The organism is Marinobacter sp. GH_1 (assembly GCF_048595985.1).
GTDB lineage: Bacteria > Pseudomonadota > Gammaproteobacteria > Pseudomonadales > Oleiphilaceae > Marinobacter > Marinobacter shengliensis.
Genome location: NZ_CP184460.1, coordinates 3,691,802 through 3,707,264 on the forward strand (window position 1 = coordinate 3,691,802; position 15,463 = coordinate 3,707,264).

The following is a 15,463-nucleotide window of genomic DNA, read 5'->3' on the forward strand; positions in this document are numbered from 1 at the left end:
TTTTTTCCGTCGCCACAACGTCCCCCTAAGCCAATACTCGTGGCGTCGATGCCTTGAGCAAGACGATGGGTACAACAAAAAACAAGGGGAAAGACAATGAACATCAAGACACGCAAGCGCCCGCTACTACGGGGGATAGGACTGGCTCTGGTACTCGGATCAGCGGTAGGTCTCACCAGTCATGCAAATGCCGGAAACGTAACCTGGGAAGATATCGCCAATGATGCGCAAACAACCGAGAACGTGCTGGGCTATGGCATAGGTCCCAAGGCCCAACGATACAGCCCGATGACCACCATCAACCGGGACAACGTGGAGCGACTGGTTCCGGCCTGGTCATTTTCGTTCGGCGATGAAAAACAACGAGGGCAGGAATCCCAGGCACTGGTTCATGACGGTGTTATCTATGTCACCGGCTCCTACTCTCGCCTGTGGGCCCTGGACGCAAAAACCGGAAAACGGCTATGGGAATACAGTCACCGGCTGCCAGAAGGCATTCGCCCCTGTTGCGATGTGGTCAACCGTGGCGCTGCCATTTTTGGCGATAAAGTCTTCTTCGGTACTCTGGATGCTGGCATTGTTGCCCTGAACAAGGATACCGGTAAGGTCGTCTGGCGAAAAAAATTCGGTGACCATGAAGCCGGCTACACCATGACCGGCGCACCCACGCTCGCGAAGGATCAGAAGACCGGCAAAGTTTTGCTGATTCACGGATCCTCAGGTGATGAATTTGGCGTTGTAGGCAAGCTGTTTGCCCGAGACCCAGATACCGGCGACGAAATCTGGATGCGCCCGTTCGTCGAGGGCCATTATGGCCGTCTCAACGGTAAAAAAAGCACGCCAACCGGTGATCCTCGCGCGCCCAGTTGGCCCGACGACTCCTCCCGTGACACCGGCAAGGTTGAAGCCTGGAGTCATGGCGGCGGAGCCCCCTGGCAAAGCGCCAGCTTCGACGCAGAGACCAACACCATCATCATCGGTGCCGGCAATCCCGCACCCTGGAACACCTGGGCCCGCACATCACCGGGTGGCAATCCTCAGGATTATGACAACCTCTATACGTCAGGACAGGTTGGCGTAGACCCCACAACAGGTGAGGTGAAGTGGTTCTATCAACACACACCGAACGATGCCTGGGATTTTTCCGGTAATAACGAGCTTGTGCTGTTTGAGTACACAGATGACGGGCGTGAGGTAAAAGCCACCGCGCACGCTGACCGCAATGGCTTTTTCTACGTGGTCGACCGCACGAACGGCAAGCTCGAGAAAGCGTTCCCATTTGTTGACAACATTACGTGGGCCAGCCACATCGACCTGGAGACAGGCCGCCCCGTGGAAAGAAAAGGCCAGCGCCCACCACCCGTCCCGAAGGGTGAAACCCGTGGCGAATCCATCGAAGTCTCTCCGCCCTTCCTGGGTGGCAAAAACTGGAATCCTATGGCTTACAGTCAGGACACCGGACTGTTCTACATACCCGCCAACCACTGGAAAGAAGATTACTGGACCGAAGAAGTTACCTACAAGAAAGGGGCTGCCTATCTGGGACAAGGCTTTCGAATCAAGCGTATGTATGAAGACCACGTAGGCATCCTTCGAGCCATGAACCCGCTCACCGGCGAGATCGAATGGGAACACAAAGAGCGGTTGCCACTTTGGGCCGGCGTTCTGACCACCAAAGGCGGCCTTGTGTTCACAGGCACTGGAGACGGCTACCTGAAGGCATTCGACGCCAAGACCGGTGAGGAACTTTGGAAATTCCAGACCGGCTCGGGAATCATCTCTTCGCCGATCACCTGGGAGATGGACGGCGAGCAATACATAGGCATCGCCTCCGGCTACGGCGGTGCAGTTCCGCTTTGGGGCGGCGATATGGCCGAACTGACCAAACCTGTCTCCCAGGGCGGTTCGTTCTGGGTATTCAAGATGCTCTCCTGGGCACAGGCCTCCCGCTAACGTTCCTCCGGACTGGGCCTGGCAGTTCGCCGGGCCCTTTTTTCTGCCTATGATTCAGAGGTGAAATCATGAAACCTGTTATTACCGCCTCATTGTTACTGTTCACCGCATCGGCACTGGCCAGTGACTATATGGCCGATATGGATCAAATCCCCGTCATCAACGGCTGCAAGCTGGAACGCAAAGCTAGTTGCGCCGGCGCTGACCTGCAGGGGGCGGATCTGTCCAATATGGACCTTCACTCAGCCAACTTGCGCGGTGCCAACCTGTCTGGCGCAAATATCAGCCATACCAGCCTCCGAGGTGCCAACCTTGATGGGGCGAATCTCGACAATGTTACCGGCTATCGACTCCAGGCCTACCGGGCCAGCATGAGGGGCGCGTCACTGAAGAATGCCCAGTTACAGGGTATGCAGGGCGAGTATCTGTTCGCCCAGGGAGCAGACTTCAGTGAGGCAGACCTGACCGGAGCCAACTTCGACTTCTCGCGTTTTTCCGGTGCCACTCTGGTGAACGCCACTATGCCCTTCAGCAGCTTCGAGATCTCCTGGATGCCAAAGGCAAATCTGGAGGGCGCCAACCTGAGGGGAGCAAACCTTCAGGAAGCGAAGCTGGGGCTGGCCAACCTGGCTGATGCCGACCTGACCGGAACCCGCATTCACTACGCCACGTTCGAGGGAACCCATATGGAGGGCTGCACAGCCTGCCCCTTTGACTGGTGACCCAGGGCGGGCTCAGACCCGCCTTGCTTCCTCCAGCTGACCATAGCGAACAAGGCCAGCATCCACTGCCAGATGGATCAGCTCCACTGACGAGGCAACCTGAAGCTTGCTCTTCAGGCCCGCCAAGTGGTTAGACACGGTCTTGTTGCTGACGCACAATCGCCCAGCGATACCTGAAACACTCTCACCCCGGGCATACATCAGAAGAACCTCCATTTCCCTTTGGGTCATATCCCTGAGCCGATGGTCTACCGGCCGCTCCTGGTTCATTGCCAGACGGGTCGCAATCGGATGCTCGATGTAGGGCTGGCCAGCAGCGACCCGTTTCACCGCTTCAGCCAACTCCTCCGGGGCGCAGCTTTTTGAGACAAACCCCAAACCACCAATATCCAGAGCCTGCCTGACCATGGGCAGCTCATCGTGCATGGTGAAGAAAAGAATGGCCGCCCCACGCCAGCGCTGGCGCAGTCGGCGCCCAACCTCCAAACCAGAGATATCGGGAAGCCCCATATCGAGCAGCACCACATTTGGCCGCAACCCTCCATAGCAAGCGACCGCATCCTCGCCGTTGTCGACTTCGGTGATCGCCACCGCGGGCAGCATTGAACGCAGGAGATTCGCAATCCCCTGGCGAACGACCTGATGATCATCCACAATCATGAGCTTCACACGATGCTCCCCGGGATTGGGCACAGCCGGGTAAGCGGGACGGCAAGCCGGATTCGGGTGCCCTCGCCCATTCGACTGAAGAACTTTACTTCACCACCCAGGCATCTGGCACGCTCACGCATGGACCGCACACCCAGGCCGGCGTTGTCGGGCAGACAATCGTTTCCGACGCCATCATCACGTACCTCAATGCTCAGTTCCGTGGCGTTAAGGGCTACCGCCAATGTCGCGCAGGACGCATTGGCGTGACGGGATACGTTGTTCAAGGCCTCCTGGAGAAACCGGTACAGGTGTGTCTGCTGCTCACCGGTGAATTCTGGCAGGCGGTCGTCCATCGCAAGGCGACACTCCAGGCCGCTAAGCTGTTGCCATTGTTCGGTCAGATGCCGGATTGCGCTGCCCAGCCCCAACTGCTCCATCACCAGCGGATGCAAATCCTGGAGCAGGTGACGGAAATGCCTCTGGATGGTCTCACAGTTTTCCGCCAGGTCACTGGCCTGTTTCTTCTGCCGATCATTCAGGCCGGGATCGTAGAGCAGGCTTCGCGCCTGGGCACGAATACCTGTCAGGTATTGCCCCAGGTCGTCGTGGAGTACACGGGCGATATGTTCGCGCTCCCGGTCCTGCAACCGAAGCAGTTCGTTGAGCAGACGACTGACGGTCTGCTGTTCCGACTGAAGCGCCTCGGCCATGGAATTGAAACGGCAAATCAGAGAGTCCAGCTCTTGTTCTTGCTGACGCGGTAGCCGGGAAGTGAGTTGACCCGCCGAGATTGCCCCCATGGCTTCAGAGAGGCTGGCGAGGGTACGCATGCCGCGCCTGACCATAACAAACAGCGCGAGGAAGCACAGGCAGGTACCAATCGCGTAGGCACCGGAAACCAGCAGGAACCCTTCCCAGATTTCCTCAACCTCATCGGCGGGATCAACCTGCCAGCCATTAACCACTGGCCGGTGGAATTCTCTGGCAATCAGTGCTGAGAACCAGGCAGGCACATCCCTGCTTACTCCAGAACCTGTATCACCCGCCGGCGTCAGGTGACGCATGCCGCTAACGACAGATTCCGGGAGACTGTCAGGGCTTTCCAAACTCTGCGCAAGGCCGGCAACACCGTCAAGTTCCCGCTGGACATCATGGCGGGCCTGCTGGATGTAAAACAGCGCTCCGAGCAGATAGATGAGCAGAAAAACCGCCAGCATCAATAGAGATATCTTCCGATATACCGTCATTGTTTTTATCCATTGCGGGTAAACAGCCTGTCCACTCTCATGCTAAACCCGCCAGCTTTAACCGGAATAGTTCTTTAGTACTGGCACTTTCCTACTTTCTGAATATTTCACCGGCATTGCCCCTTCTCTAAGCTGGAATCACAACAACAAACCGGAGAATCCAATGTCTTTGCTTTCCAGGACAGCGGCAGCCACCCTGCTCACCATGCTCAGCGCAGGTCCTCTGTACGCGGAGGCGCTCGACGTTCGCATCGGCTACCTGCAGTGGGTGCCAGACAAAGGCCCCGTGTTATCCAATATCATTCCAGAGCCCGAGGATGCGGGCCTGCGAGGAGCCGAGCTGGGACTGGCTGACAACCAGACCACTGGCCGATTCCTCGGGCAGAACTATGAACTGGAAACTGAATTAACGGGTTCCCATGAGGAAACCCTGGCGGCGTTTGAAGCCATGCATGACAAGGGTACCCGGCTGTTTGTCATCAATGCGCCAGCGCAAACCGTCCAGGCCATCATGGGCCGGGCAGGTAACAACACACTGGTCTTCAATGCCGGCGCCAAAGACGATGCGCTTCGCACCGCCGAATGCCACGTTAACCTGCTTCACACCGTGCCCAGCTACGCCATGCTGACCGATTCCCTGGGCCAGTGGCTTAATATGCGGCGCTGGAACGACCTGTTCCTGATTACCGGCCCGACCGAGGAGGACAAGGCCTGGGCCGATGCGTTTCGCCGGTCTGCCAAGCGCTTTGGTCTGAAGATTGTCCAGGACAAGCCCTGGACTTTCGACGCCGACCTGCGCCGCACTGCGGCCAAGGAACTGCCAGCCTTTACCCAGGCCCGCGCCTACGATGCCGTCGTTGTGGCCGATGTGCGCGGTGATTTCGGCGAATACGTTCCGTTCAACACCTGGCTGCCCAGACCCGTGGTCGGCACCCAGGGCATGGTGCCGGTCACCTGGCACCGGGTGGTCGAAGCCTGGGGTGCCGCGCAGCTTCAGAACCGGTTCCGGGCCCTGGCCGAGCGCGACATGAACGGCGACGACTACGCTGCCTGGGCCGCTGTCCGTTCCATCGGTACCGCGGTAACCGACCTGAAGGTGGCCGACGCCAACGAGATTCGCGACTTTCTGTTTACCGACAAGTTCCAGCTTGCCGCCTTCAAGGGGCGCAGCCTGAGCTTTCGGGACTGGAACGGGCAGCTGCGCCAGCCAATCCCGCTGGTCCATCCCAGAAGCCTGGTCGCACAGGCCCCCTTTGAGGGCTTTTTGCACCCAAATACCGAAATGGACACCCTCGGGTTCGACAAACCCGAGAGTCAGTGTCGCATCAACGGCTGACCCTGAACGGCGCCAAACTGAAAACAAGAAGGAGCAACACCATGAAATCATTGTTTAAACACGCTGCTCTAGCGGCCATGATCGGCCTGTCTGGGCCAGCCATGGCCAGCCTGGCTTATGTTTCCAACGAGAAAGACAACACCCTGTCGGTGATCGATACAGAAACCCATCAGGTGATTGACACCATTGAGGTGGGCGCGCGCCCAAGGGGCATTCTGCTGTCCAAGGACTTCACCAAGCTCTATATCTGCGCCAGTGACGACGACACGGTGCAGGTGCTGGACCTGGCCACCCGGAAGATCATCGACACCCTGCCCTCCGGCGAGGACCCAGAGCAGTTCGCCCTGCATCCGAACAACCGGCACCTGTATATCGCCAATGAGGACGATGCCATCGTGACCGTGGTGGATGTCCAAACCAAGGATGTGCTGGCGCAGATTGATGTCGGCATCGAGCCGGAAGGCATGGCAGTCAGTCCCGACGGCAAGTGGGCGGTGAACACCAGTGAAACCACCAGCATGTTGCACTGGATCAACACCGAGACTTTTGAAATCGAGAAGAACGTGGTCGTTGGCCAACGCCCCCGCCATGTGGAGTTCAGCAAAGACAGCAAGATTGCCTGGGCCTCAGCCGAAATCGGCGGCACCGTGCACATCTTTGACGTCGACACCATTGAAGAAATCAAACTGATTGATTTCAAGATCCGCGGCGTGCCCCAGGACCGCGTTCAGCCGGTTGGCATTCAGCTGACCTCGGACGGCAAGTACGCCTTTGTGGCCCTGGGGCCGTCCAACCACGTCGCCGTGGTGGATGCTCAGACCTATGAGGTTCTGGACTATCTGCTGGTTGGTTCCCGGGTATGGCAGCTGGCACTGGATAAGGATGAGAAGTTCCTTTACACCACCAACGGTGTCTCTGGCGATGTCTCGGTGATTGATGTGGACCAGCTCAAGGTCATCAAATCCATCAAGGTGGGCCGCTACCCCTGGGGGGTGGTGATCGATCCGACTTCATGACCATTGAAGCCCGGGACATCAGCTTCCGCTACGGAGACAAAGCGGTTCTGAAGGAGGTCAGCTTCGCGCTGACCTCTGGTCGTTTCCATGCACTTCTGGGCCCAAACGGGGCAGGCAAATCCACCCTGTTTGGCTTGCTCACCCGACTACTGGCCTTGCAGCAGGGCAATGTCTTGCTGGGCGGCCGGTCACTCAGAAAACAGCCCGCAGAGGCGATGCGGAAAATCGGCGTGGTGTTTCAGCAGAATGCCCTGGACCTGGACTTGTCCGTTCGCCAGAACCTGCACTACCACGCCGCGCTGCATGGCCTGTCCCGCAAAGAAGCCCGGGCCCGTGGTGACCGTGAGCTGGCCCGGTTTAAGCTACTCGACCGGGCCGACGACGCGGTTCGCCAGCTCAACGGGGGGCACCGGCGGCGGGTGGAAATTGCGCGTGCACTGCTTCATCAACCCTCCCTGTTACTTCTGGACGAGCCCACCGTAGGCCTCGATGTCGCCAGCCGGCGGGCACTCAACGAACACGTTCGGACCCTGTGCGAGGAAGATGGGCTGACCGTACTCTGGGCCACGCACCTGATTGAAGAGGTCCAGGAGCAAGACAACGTGTTGATTCTGCACCAGGGCCGCTTGCTGGCAAACGGCACCGGCCAGGTGATCTGCGAGGAACAAGGTGCGCAGAACCTGGCGGAGACCTTCCACAAACTGACCGGAGCCGGCTGATATGAAAGCCATTGATTACTGGCACTGTTTCCTGGGCATTCAGACCCGGGAGTGGCTCAGGTTCTGGCAACAGCGCACCCGCTTTGCCAGTGCGCTGGTGCGGCCCCTACTCTGGCTGGTGGTATTTGCCGCCGGGTTCCGGGCGGTTCTGGGCATTTCCATTATTCCCCCCTACCAGACCTACATCACCTATGAAACCTATATCGTGCCCGGGCTGTGCGGCATGATTATCCTGTTCAACAGTATGCAGGGGGCCCTGTCGATGGTGTATGACCGGGAACTGGGCAGCATGCGGGTGCTGTTGACGAGCCCCCTGCCCAGGCCGTTTCTGCTGATTACCAAACTGCTGGCCATGGGTTTCGTGTCAGTGGCCCAGGTTTATGTTTTTCTGCTGATCGCATGGCAGGTTGGCGTAGAGCCACCCCGCTGGGGGTATCTGGCAGTTCTGCCGACGTTGATCCTCACCAGCCTGATGCTGGGCGCACTGGGATTGCTGATTGCCACCTGGATAAAACAACTGGAGAACTTCGCGGGGGTGATGAACTTTGTCATCTTCCCTATGTTCTTTATGTCTTCCGCCCTGTATCCGTTGTGGCGCATGAACGAAGCCAGCCCGTGGCTTTACTGGATCTGCCAGTTCAATCCGTTTACCCACGCAGTCGAAGCGATCCGGTTTTCACTCTACCTGGAATGGAATCCTCTGGCCGTCGGAATCACCGCCGGCGTGACCATCGTGCTTTCGCTGTTCGCTACCGCGGGTTTTCGCCCCCAGCGGACGAAAATCCTGGGGAGCAAGCCCGCCTGATCCGGCCGAGCGTCAGGAGCCCACTCTATCCAGCCGCCTCAGCTGCTCCAACAACTCGCGAACGGCTCCCGACTCCACCACCCGGTCGTCCCATTGCAACCTTGCCGGCTTACCATCGAGGTACCAGAGCCGGTTTGCCAGTAACTCTGCATCACCGCTGTCGTGGGTCACACAGATCATGGCCATATCCGGGTTTGCGTCCAGTATGCCGGCAATCAGCTGTTTCAGATCTCCCGCCATAACCGGGTCGAGCGAGGCAAAGGGCTCATCCAGCAGTAACAGGTCCGGCTTGACCGCCAGGCAGCGGGCCAAAGCAGCACGGCGCGCCATCCCCAGTGAAAGCTGATCCGGCAGGTAATGGCCATAACCGGCCAGACCAACCTGTCGCAACAGGTGTTCAGCCTTCTCATCGCTTGCGCCCACCAGCCGGAGGTTGGCTTTCAGGCTTCGCCAGGGCAACAGCCGATGCTCCTGAAACAGGTACCCGACTCGCAGTGTTTCACGACCCACCACCGCGCCGGCCGGCATTGAGTAATCCAGGCCGGCGATGGCATTGATCAGCGTGGTCTTACCGATGCCGGACGGCCCCAGCAAGCAGATGCGGTCACCACGCTTGATGGTGGCAAACACTTCGCCCAGTACGGGCTGTGCATAGTCGCGACCGCGTATTCTCAGCTCAAGCATGGGCCTGCTCCGGCTGTCGCCAGCGATTGGCCCGCCTTTCCACAGGCTGTAACAGCCCCAGTTCAATCAGTTGCACAACGCCGATGAACGCCAGGCTGTAGGCCAGAATGGCTGCAACGTCGAACACCTGGAACGCCAGGTGCAGCTGAAAACCAACGCCACTGGAACGCCCCAGCAGTTCAACCACCAGAACGATTTTCCAGATCAGCGACAGTCCTCCCCGGGTGGCCGCCATCAGATAGGGAAAGAGCTGCGGCACCCAAACCTCACGGAGCCGCTGCCAGCGGGTAAATCCGTACACGGTAGCCATCTGTTCCAGCCGGTAGTCCAGGCTGCGGGCACCTTCTCGCACTGTGACGGCGACGTTCGGGATCTTGTTGATAACAACCGCCATCACTGCCGCCGCCTCCACCAGCCCGAACCAGACATACATCAGTATGATGGTGACCAGCGCAGGCAGGTTCAGAAGCAACACCAGCATGGGATCAAACAGTGCATTGGCGGTGCGCGACCGTCCCATCGCGATACCAATAAACGTGCCCAGCAGCATCGCCAGGGTGAACGCCACCGCGACCCGCGCCAGTGTGGCGCTCAGGTGGAACCAGAGCTGACCACCCCGCGCCTCCTCCATCAGGGTTTCCAGCACCTGCAATGGTCCGGGTAACAACGGGGATTCCAGGTGCCAGGCAAATAGCCCCCAGAACACAATAAACAGGGGCAGTACCAACCAGTAGCTCCAGACCGGCGGGCGACCTGCCTGGCTGCTCACGGCGGGCTCCGGTAGAACAGGGATTCGGGCATCAGAGTCTCGGTATCAGCGCCTGTGAGTACCAGCAGCCGCTGGAGGTCGCCACGGCGTTGTTCGGTCAGCGGCGCCGGGGTACCCGCCACAAAGCCATCCCGCAGGGCTTCGAACACGGCGTCTGTGGACTGTCCCATCAGAGGCCGTAACCGCTGCCAGTGCGATGGTTCCCCGGCCAGCTCGGATTTTGCTTGTTGCAGCGAACGGGCAAAGCGTTCAATCAACCCGGCATGCTGTCGCGCCCATTCCGAAGGAAAGACATAACCCAGTACCGGCAGGTTCGGGTCCAGATCCAGAGCCCTGAGCAGGTCCGCCATCCCGAAAGCCGAACGCCAGCCGCCCTCGCCTCTGAGCCGGGCAGAGAAGTGCCAGTAGGTGACGATGGCATCAACCTGGCCACGCTTTAGCGCCTGGTTCAGTAGTGGCGGGGCGGCAAACTGCACCCGGGCATCTCGAGCCAGATTAATACCCTGTCGCTCTGCCACCTTGGTCAGCAGCACCCAGCCCTTGCTGTCCGGCCCGCCGGCTACGCCGATGCGTTTGCCTGCCAGGCCAGCCACCGAGCGAATCGCAGACGCCTCCGGCACGACGATATCCCCGATCTGGCTTGAGAAGGGCACATACAGGTAGGGGGTGCCGGCTTTGAAGCGCGACTGCGCCCAGAGCAAATCAGCCACCGCGCCATCCACAGAACCACTGGTGACTGCTAGCCGTGACGCCGGCAAATTCGCCACCAGTTTCAGATCAAGCCGATAGCCGTTCTTCTGGTCCAGCTTTCTGTGTTGCAGATGATCCAGCTCCCAGTGGGCGGTACCGAACTGAAGCACGCTGATGTTGAGAACGGGCAAGCCTGCCGGTTCCTGCGAATAGCCGTTGTCCGGTGTTACCAGAAAAACCACGGCAAACACCAGGCTGAGTGCGCGAAAGCCCCGTGAGAACCACCCCTTGAGGCCCGGGTGTACGGCTTGAGTTATTCTTGTGTGATGCGTCATACCATCACGATACGAAGCCCCCAGCCCTTCAAGAATAGTACTTTGGTGCCTGTTTTTTGGTGCGATGGTCGCATTCAACCCAAGGCCAATATGGCGTGTAATGAAATCATCACAATAATAAACAGAAGGTGATCGCACCCATGCGGACACCTTCTGCACAGGAGGCCGCCATGTTAACCGAGCTTGATGCCGCACTCTCGTCGGAAAAACGCTATGATGAATCCGACACCACTCCCGAAGACGACAATAAACAGGCAGAAACATCCATGGAGCCGGCGTACAAGATTCTGATTGCCGACGACCACCCCCTGTTCCGGGAAGCGATCAGCAGTGTGATCGCCTCAGGATTCCAGGGCAGTGAGATTATCGAAACCGATGATCTGGACAGCGCACTGGAAATCACCCGCGAAAACGACGATCTCGACCTCATCCTGCTGGATCTGAACATGCCAGGTATGCACGGCCTGAACGGCCTGATCACCCTGCGCAACGAGGCGCCGACCATCCCGGTGGTGATCGTTTCCGCCGAGGAAGACAAACAGGTGGTTCTGCAGGCGATCACTTACGGCGCGGTGGGCTTCATCACCAAATCCTCACCCCGGGCCCAGATGACCGAAGCCATCCAGCAGATCCTGAATGGCAACGTATACCTGCCCTCCGACATCATTCGCACCGGCAAGGAAAGTAACAGCCGCAGAGCCCGGCACGAGGACAACCCCATTTCCCCGGAACTGCTCAACTCCCTGACCCGTCGCCAGTTACTTGTGCTGGAAAGAATGTCCAAAGGCGAGTCCAACAAGCAGATCGCCTACAACCTGAACATTGCAGAAACCACCGTAAAAGCCCACGTTTCGGCCATTCTGAGGAAGCTCGGTGTGCACAACCGGGTGCAGGCCATTCTGTCGGCCAGTGATGTGGATTTCAGCCAGTACCTGAAGCGTTGACCAGTCTTGAGGGGCTCAGCCCCTCAAGACATGATTGAGCACCGATCTTAATTTCAGCGGCTTGACCGGCTTGTTCATCAGCAGATACCCCAGCTCGCGGATGTGCTGTTTCAGCTCGTTGGTGTAATTGGCCGTGATCATCAACACCGGCGCCGGCTGACTGCGCCGGCCATTGATCTGGGCAACCGCATCCACACCGTTCTCATCGTTATCCAGATGGTAATCCGCCAGGATCAGGTCCACCGGTGCGCTGGCGATATCCACTTTGGCGTCCAGATCAGGCACAGAGACGGCGGTCACCACCCGGCAGTCCCAACCCTCCAGCAGGGTTTTCATCCCCTCACAGATGGCCAGATCGTTGTCGATAACCCACACCCTGGCGCCGGACATGCCGTGATCCACTTCGACCTTCTGGATGTCCGTGGTCGCCGCCGGCGAGGGCTGCAACTGCCCCAGCGGCACCCGCACGCTGAACACCGAGCCTTTGCCCTCAGTCGACGCCACAGACACTTCATGCCCAAGCATGCGGGATATCTTGTCGACGATCGCCAGCCCCAGGCCCAGCCCCTTGTCGGCCTGGGAGCCACTGGGGCGAATACGCTTGAACTCCTGGAAGATCTCGGTCAGCTTGTCCTCGGGAATACCCGGGCCGGTGTCCCATACCTGCAGTAACACGTGATCATGCCGGCGGCGAACACCGAGCAGGATGCGCCCCTGACCGGTGTAACGGATCGCATTGGTCAGGAAGTTTCTCAGGATTCTGGCCAACAGCTGGGAGTCAGACTGCACCACCGCCGACGATGGCACGAAATCCAGCCGCAGCCCCTCTGCCAAAGCCATCTGACGGAATTCCCGGGCGATGTTGTTGAGCAGATCCCGCAGATCAAAGGCGGTCACGTCCGGTTTGATCACCCCGGCGTCGAGCTTGGAAATGTCCACCAGCGTGCCCAGCAGGTTCTCGACGTCATCCAGCGAGGTGCTGACCGAGCGCACCAGGCCCTCGGCCCTGGGGCCGAAGCTTTGCTCCTGCAAGGCGCTGGTGAACAGACGGGCAGCATTGAGCGGCTGCAGCAGATCGTGACTGACGGCGGCCAGAAACTTGGTTTTCGACAGATTGGCCCGCTCAGCCTCCAGTTTGGCCTCCCTGAGGCGCGCCTCAACCGCTGCACGCTCGGAGATCTCCTGACGAAGCTGGGCGTTGAGGCCGGTCAGTGCCGCTGTGCGCTCCCGTACCCGCTTCTCCAGGTTGTCATAGGCCTGCTCCAGCGCCAGCGCGGTTTTTCGGCGATCGGTAATATCACGAATCAGCACGAAGAAGCCGACCACTTCGCCATTGTCATCGACGTTGGGCACATACGATCTGAGCATGTACCGCTGCTCACCCCGGACACCGGTTTCGTCAAACTCGAATGTCACGCTGTGGCCGTCCATGACCTCCAGAATCTGGGGTAGCAGCCGCTGGTAAAATTCAGGCTCGTGCACCTCGTCCAGGCGCATACCCAGGGGCGACTGCCCGGGCTGGCCATACCAGGCCTGGTACACCTTGTTGCAGAACTGCACGGTCAGATCAGCGCCCACGTAAGCAATCAATGCCGGCACATGGTCTGTCACCACGCGAATCCAACGCTCGCTTTCTTCCAGCGCCTTGATACGGCGAGCCATTTCGCTGTTCTTGACGTCGGTGATATCGGAATACAGCACCACAAGCCCGCCTTCCCGCGTGGGCCTTTCGGTCATCTGCACCCAGCGACCGTTGGACAGCAGGAACACCGTGCCCTCGGCATCTTCGTGGCTGTGCTCTTCCACGACCAAGCCGGAGGTCAGTGCTTTCGATTTCACTTCGTCTATCGGGGTGCCCGCACCGGGCACCGGCACACCGGCATGGCGCCAGTAACTCCGGAAACGGCTGTTGGTCTGAATCAGGCAGTGGTTGTGGTCGAACAGCACGAAACCATCGGCAATGCTTTCAATGGCATCGTTCAGGCGCTGGCGCGAGGTCTCCGCCTCTTCCCGGGCACGCATCAGGGCTTTGTTACTGGCCTTGAGTTCTTCCATGGTCAGGTTCAGGGCTTCCGTGCGCTCACGGACCTGCTCAGCCAGTATCACCGAGTGTTCGAACGCCGCGTAGGGCTCCGGCTTGTGGGCAGAGCCAGACTCCACCCGAACAATCAGCGCGTCCCGGATGTCACGCAGGCGCCGGTTTTCAGCCTCCAGCTCTGCAATGCGTTGGTCCTTGGCGGACTCGCCGGAAGATTCGGGGAGATCAGGTACTGAACTCAGGCTGGCCAATGACCACCCCCGTAAAGGTCTGATTAATGTGCATACCGTTGAATTGCTCCCCATAGGTGTTGAATCCCACCACACGGTGCGCTTTGAGAAATTCGGAAACGGCGTCACTTTGGCCGGTCAGCTCGGCTTCGAGCCGGCGTAAAAAGCAGTCGCACCCCAGTGTCACCAGCGGTGTGCCGACCACCCGCTCGGAGGCTTCAATCTGGGTTCGTACACTGTCCAGGAGCGAACCCGGCGCCATGGCGGTCATCACAATGCCCGTCTCCACTGCGCAATAGAACGTGAGACTGCGATCCGGATTGACTCTCTGGATAGAGCGAACGAAATAGTTCCCGCCCACTCGAACGCCCAGGGGCCGCAGGGCAAACACCTTGCGGTCCAGTTCATCCAGCGATACGCCCACCGCCCGGGCATAAACCTCGGCTGCCGGCTCCGCGTTCAACTCGTATACCGTCCGGCTTTGCGGGCAAGCCCGGGTAACCACCAGTTTTTCATCCAGCGGTTCCATGTGGTGGGTCGAGAACACCCGGAAATCCAGCGGGGTATTGACCAGCATGACGGTGGCCGCCCCGCAGTGAAATTCCCCATCGTAATAAACGTGGGTATCGGCCAGGCGTTCGTCGTCCCCCGCAGAACCACCAAACTGAGGGATTGTGCCTAAAGCCGCGTTGAGGGTCGCCAGCACCAGCTCTTCCCGGCTGGAAAGCCCGTCCAGTAAGGTAATCGCGAAAGTATTACCCTTGACCGGCGCCAGGTTGGCATCCCGGCAGGTGGTCAGCATCTGGTCAATGACACCCTGGGCGTCCTGCAGGGTGAATCGATCCAACTGCCGAATCAAAGCACAATCGATGGCGAAGTAACGGGCATCAAACCCGATGGCGCTGATGCAGCCCCGGTCGTATCCCTGCTCGGTAATCTCACCGGCCGAGGTGCAACCGTAGACACGCACACCAGAGAAGGCTTTCTGCAGAGCAGGGCCCAATTTCTGCAGGTCATATTCAACAGAGCAGAAGAACAGCACGCAACCCAGGTTGTCGTGCACAAGCCGCTTGGCAAGCTCTGCGGCGGCCAGCTCGGGCTTGCGGACGCTGGAACTGGCGACTCGCACTGCGGGTAACTGACTGACTGGCTTCATCGGTAGCCTGCTCGGAATACGGGAATCTGATACCGATTCTACGCCTCCTGAACCACCAGCCAATGCGACTTCAGTGCACTTTGTCGGCGCGCCAAATCTTCCGTAAGCCATTGATTATATTCCCCTTGAATCAATGTCCGGTGACGCAGCCAGGTTTTGGCAAGAGCA

General features: G+C 59.0%; 14 protein-coding genes. 7 read left to right on the forward strand and 7 right to left on the reverse strand.

Annotation, left to right across the window (positions count from 1 at the left end):
* Positions 1-96 precede the first annotated feature (96 nt).
* The gene (locus ACNSOI_RS16870) at positions 97-1,953 is read left to right on the forward strand and encodes a methanol/ethanol family PQQ-dependent dehydrogenase (protein ID WP_420194596.1); all 1,857 of its coding nucleotides are present in this window, start codon (positions 97-99) and stop codon (positions 1,951-1,953) included.
* A 68-nt stretch (positions 1,954-2,021) separates the two neighbouring features.
* Positions 2,022-2,675: a pentapeptide repeat-containing protein gene (locus ACNSOI_RS16875; RefSeq protein WP_106693847.1), complete on the forward strand. Its 654-nt coding sequence runs from the start codon at positions 2,022-2,024 to the stop codon at positions 2,673-2,675.
* Between the two features lie 12 nt (positions 2,676-2,687).
* On the opposite strand, the gene ACNSOI_RS16880 is transcribed toward ACNSOI_RS16875, so the two are convergent.
* Together ACNSOI_RS16880 and ACNSOI_RS16885 are read right to left on the reverse strand one after the other, a co-directional pair.
* Positions 2,688-3,344 (reverse strand): response regulator transcription factor, encoded by a 657-nt coding sequence (locus ACNSOI_RS16880; protein ID WP_106693848.1) that lies wholly within the window; start codon positions 3,342-3,344, stop codon positions 2,688-2,690.
* A complete protein-coding gene (locus ACNSOI_RS16885; protein WP_420194597.1) occupies positions 3,341-4,573 on the reverse strand; it encodes a histidine kinase in 1,233 nt (410 codons plus the stop codon). Before ACNSOI_RS16885 ends, ACNSOI_RS16880 begins: the two co-directional genes overlap by 4 nt.
* A 163-nt stretch (positions 4,574-4,736) precedes the next feature.
* Here ACNSOI_RS16885 and ACNSOI_RS16890 point away from each other — a divergent pair, with 163 nt between their 5' ends.
* From ACNSOI_RS16890 to ACNSOI_RS16905, 4 genes are read left to right on the forward strand one after another with little or no spacing between them, the layout of a single operon-like run.
* On the forward strand, positions 4,737-5,909 hold the full coding sequence (locus ACNSOI_RS16890; protein WP_420194598.1) for an ABC transporter substrate-binding protein: 1,173 nt from the start codon (positions 4,737-4,739) through the stop codon (positions 5,907-5,909).
* Positions 5,910-5,950: 41 nt separating this feature from the next.
* The gene (locus tag ACNSOI_RS16895) at positions 5,951-6,925 is read left to right on the forward strand and encodes a YVTN family beta-propeller repeat protein (protein ID WP_286251933.1); all 975 of its coding nucleotides are present in this window, start codon (positions 5,951-5,953) and stop codon (positions 6,923-6,925) included.
* Positions 6,922-7,644 (forward strand): ABC transporter ATP-binding protein, encoded by a 723-nt coding sequence (locus ACNSOI_RS16900; RefSeq protein WP_420194599.1) that lies wholly within the window; start codon positions 6,922-6,924, stop codon positions 7,642-7,644. Before ACNSOI_RS16895 ends, ACNSOI_RS16900 begins: the two co-directional genes overlap by 4 nt.
* Position 7,645: 1 nt before the next feature.
* Entirely contained in the window at positions 7,646-8,449 is an 804-nt protein-coding gene (locus tag ACNSOI_RS16905; RefSeq protein WP_286251935.1) for an ABC transporter permease, read from the forward strand.
* A gap of 12 nt (positions 8,450-8,461) precedes the next feature.
* On the opposite strand, the gene ACNSOI_RS16910 is transcribed toward ACNSOI_RS16905, so the two are convergent.
* The 3 genes from ACNSOI_RS16910 to ACNSOI_RS16920 are packed head-to-tail and all read right to left on the reverse strand — an operon-like array spanning position 8,462 to position 10,927.
* On the reverse strand, positions 8,462-9,133 hold the full coding sequence (locus ACNSOI_RS16910) for an ATP-binding cassette domain-containing protein (RefSeq protein ID WP_420194600.1): 672 nt from the start codon (positions 9,131-9,133) through the stop codon (positions 8,462-8,464).
* Entirely contained in the window at positions 9,126-9,902 is a 777-nt protein-coding gene (locus ACNSOI_RS16915) for an ABC transporter permease (protein WP_286251937.1), read from the reverse strand. Before ACNSOI_RS16915 ends, ACNSOI_RS16910 begins: the two co-directional genes overlap by 8 nt.
* Positions 9,899-10,927, reverse strand: coding sequence for an ABC transporter substrate-binding protein (locus ACNSOI_RS16920; RefSeq protein ID WP_420194601.1), 1,029 nt, complete (start codon positions 10,925-10,927; stop codon positions 9,899-9,901). The genes ACNSOI_RS16915 and ACNSOI_RS16920 overlap by 4 nt, the downstream gene beginning before the upstream one ends.
* Before the next feature lie 266 nt (positions 10,928-11,193).
* Between ACNSOI_RS16920 and ACNSOI_RS16925 the strand changes: the two genes are divergently transcribed.
* On the forward strand, positions 11,194-11,871 hold the full coding sequence (locus tag ACNSOI_RS16925) for a response regulator (RefSeq protein WP_106694070.1): 678 nt from the start codon (positions 11,194-11,196) through the stop codon (positions 11,869-11,871).
* 15 nt (positions 11,872-11,886) lie between these two features.
* Here ACNSOI_RS16925 and ACNSOI_RS16930 read toward each other — a convergent pair whose 3' ends face one another.
* Both ACNSOI_RS16930 and nosP read right to left on the reverse strand, forming a co-directional pair.
* Positions 11,887-14,160 carry a NahK/ErcS family hybrid sensor histidine kinase/response regulator gene (locus tag ACNSOI_RS16930; RefSeq protein ID WP_420194602.1) on the reverse strand — a complete coding sequence of 758 codons (2,274 nt, stop codon included), beginning with the start codon at positions 14,158-14,160 and terminating at the stop codon, positions 11,887-11,889.
* Complete coding sequence (gene nosP, locus ACNSOI_RS16935; RefSeq protein ID WP_230714810.1) at positions 14,135-15,295, reverse strand: nitric oxide-sensing protein NosP; 1,161 nt, start codon at positions 15,293-15,295, stop codon at positions 14,135-14,137. Before nosP ends, ACNSOI_RS16930 begins: the two co-directional genes overlap by 26 nt.
* Between the last annotated feature and the right edge of the window lie 168 nt (positions 15,296-15,463).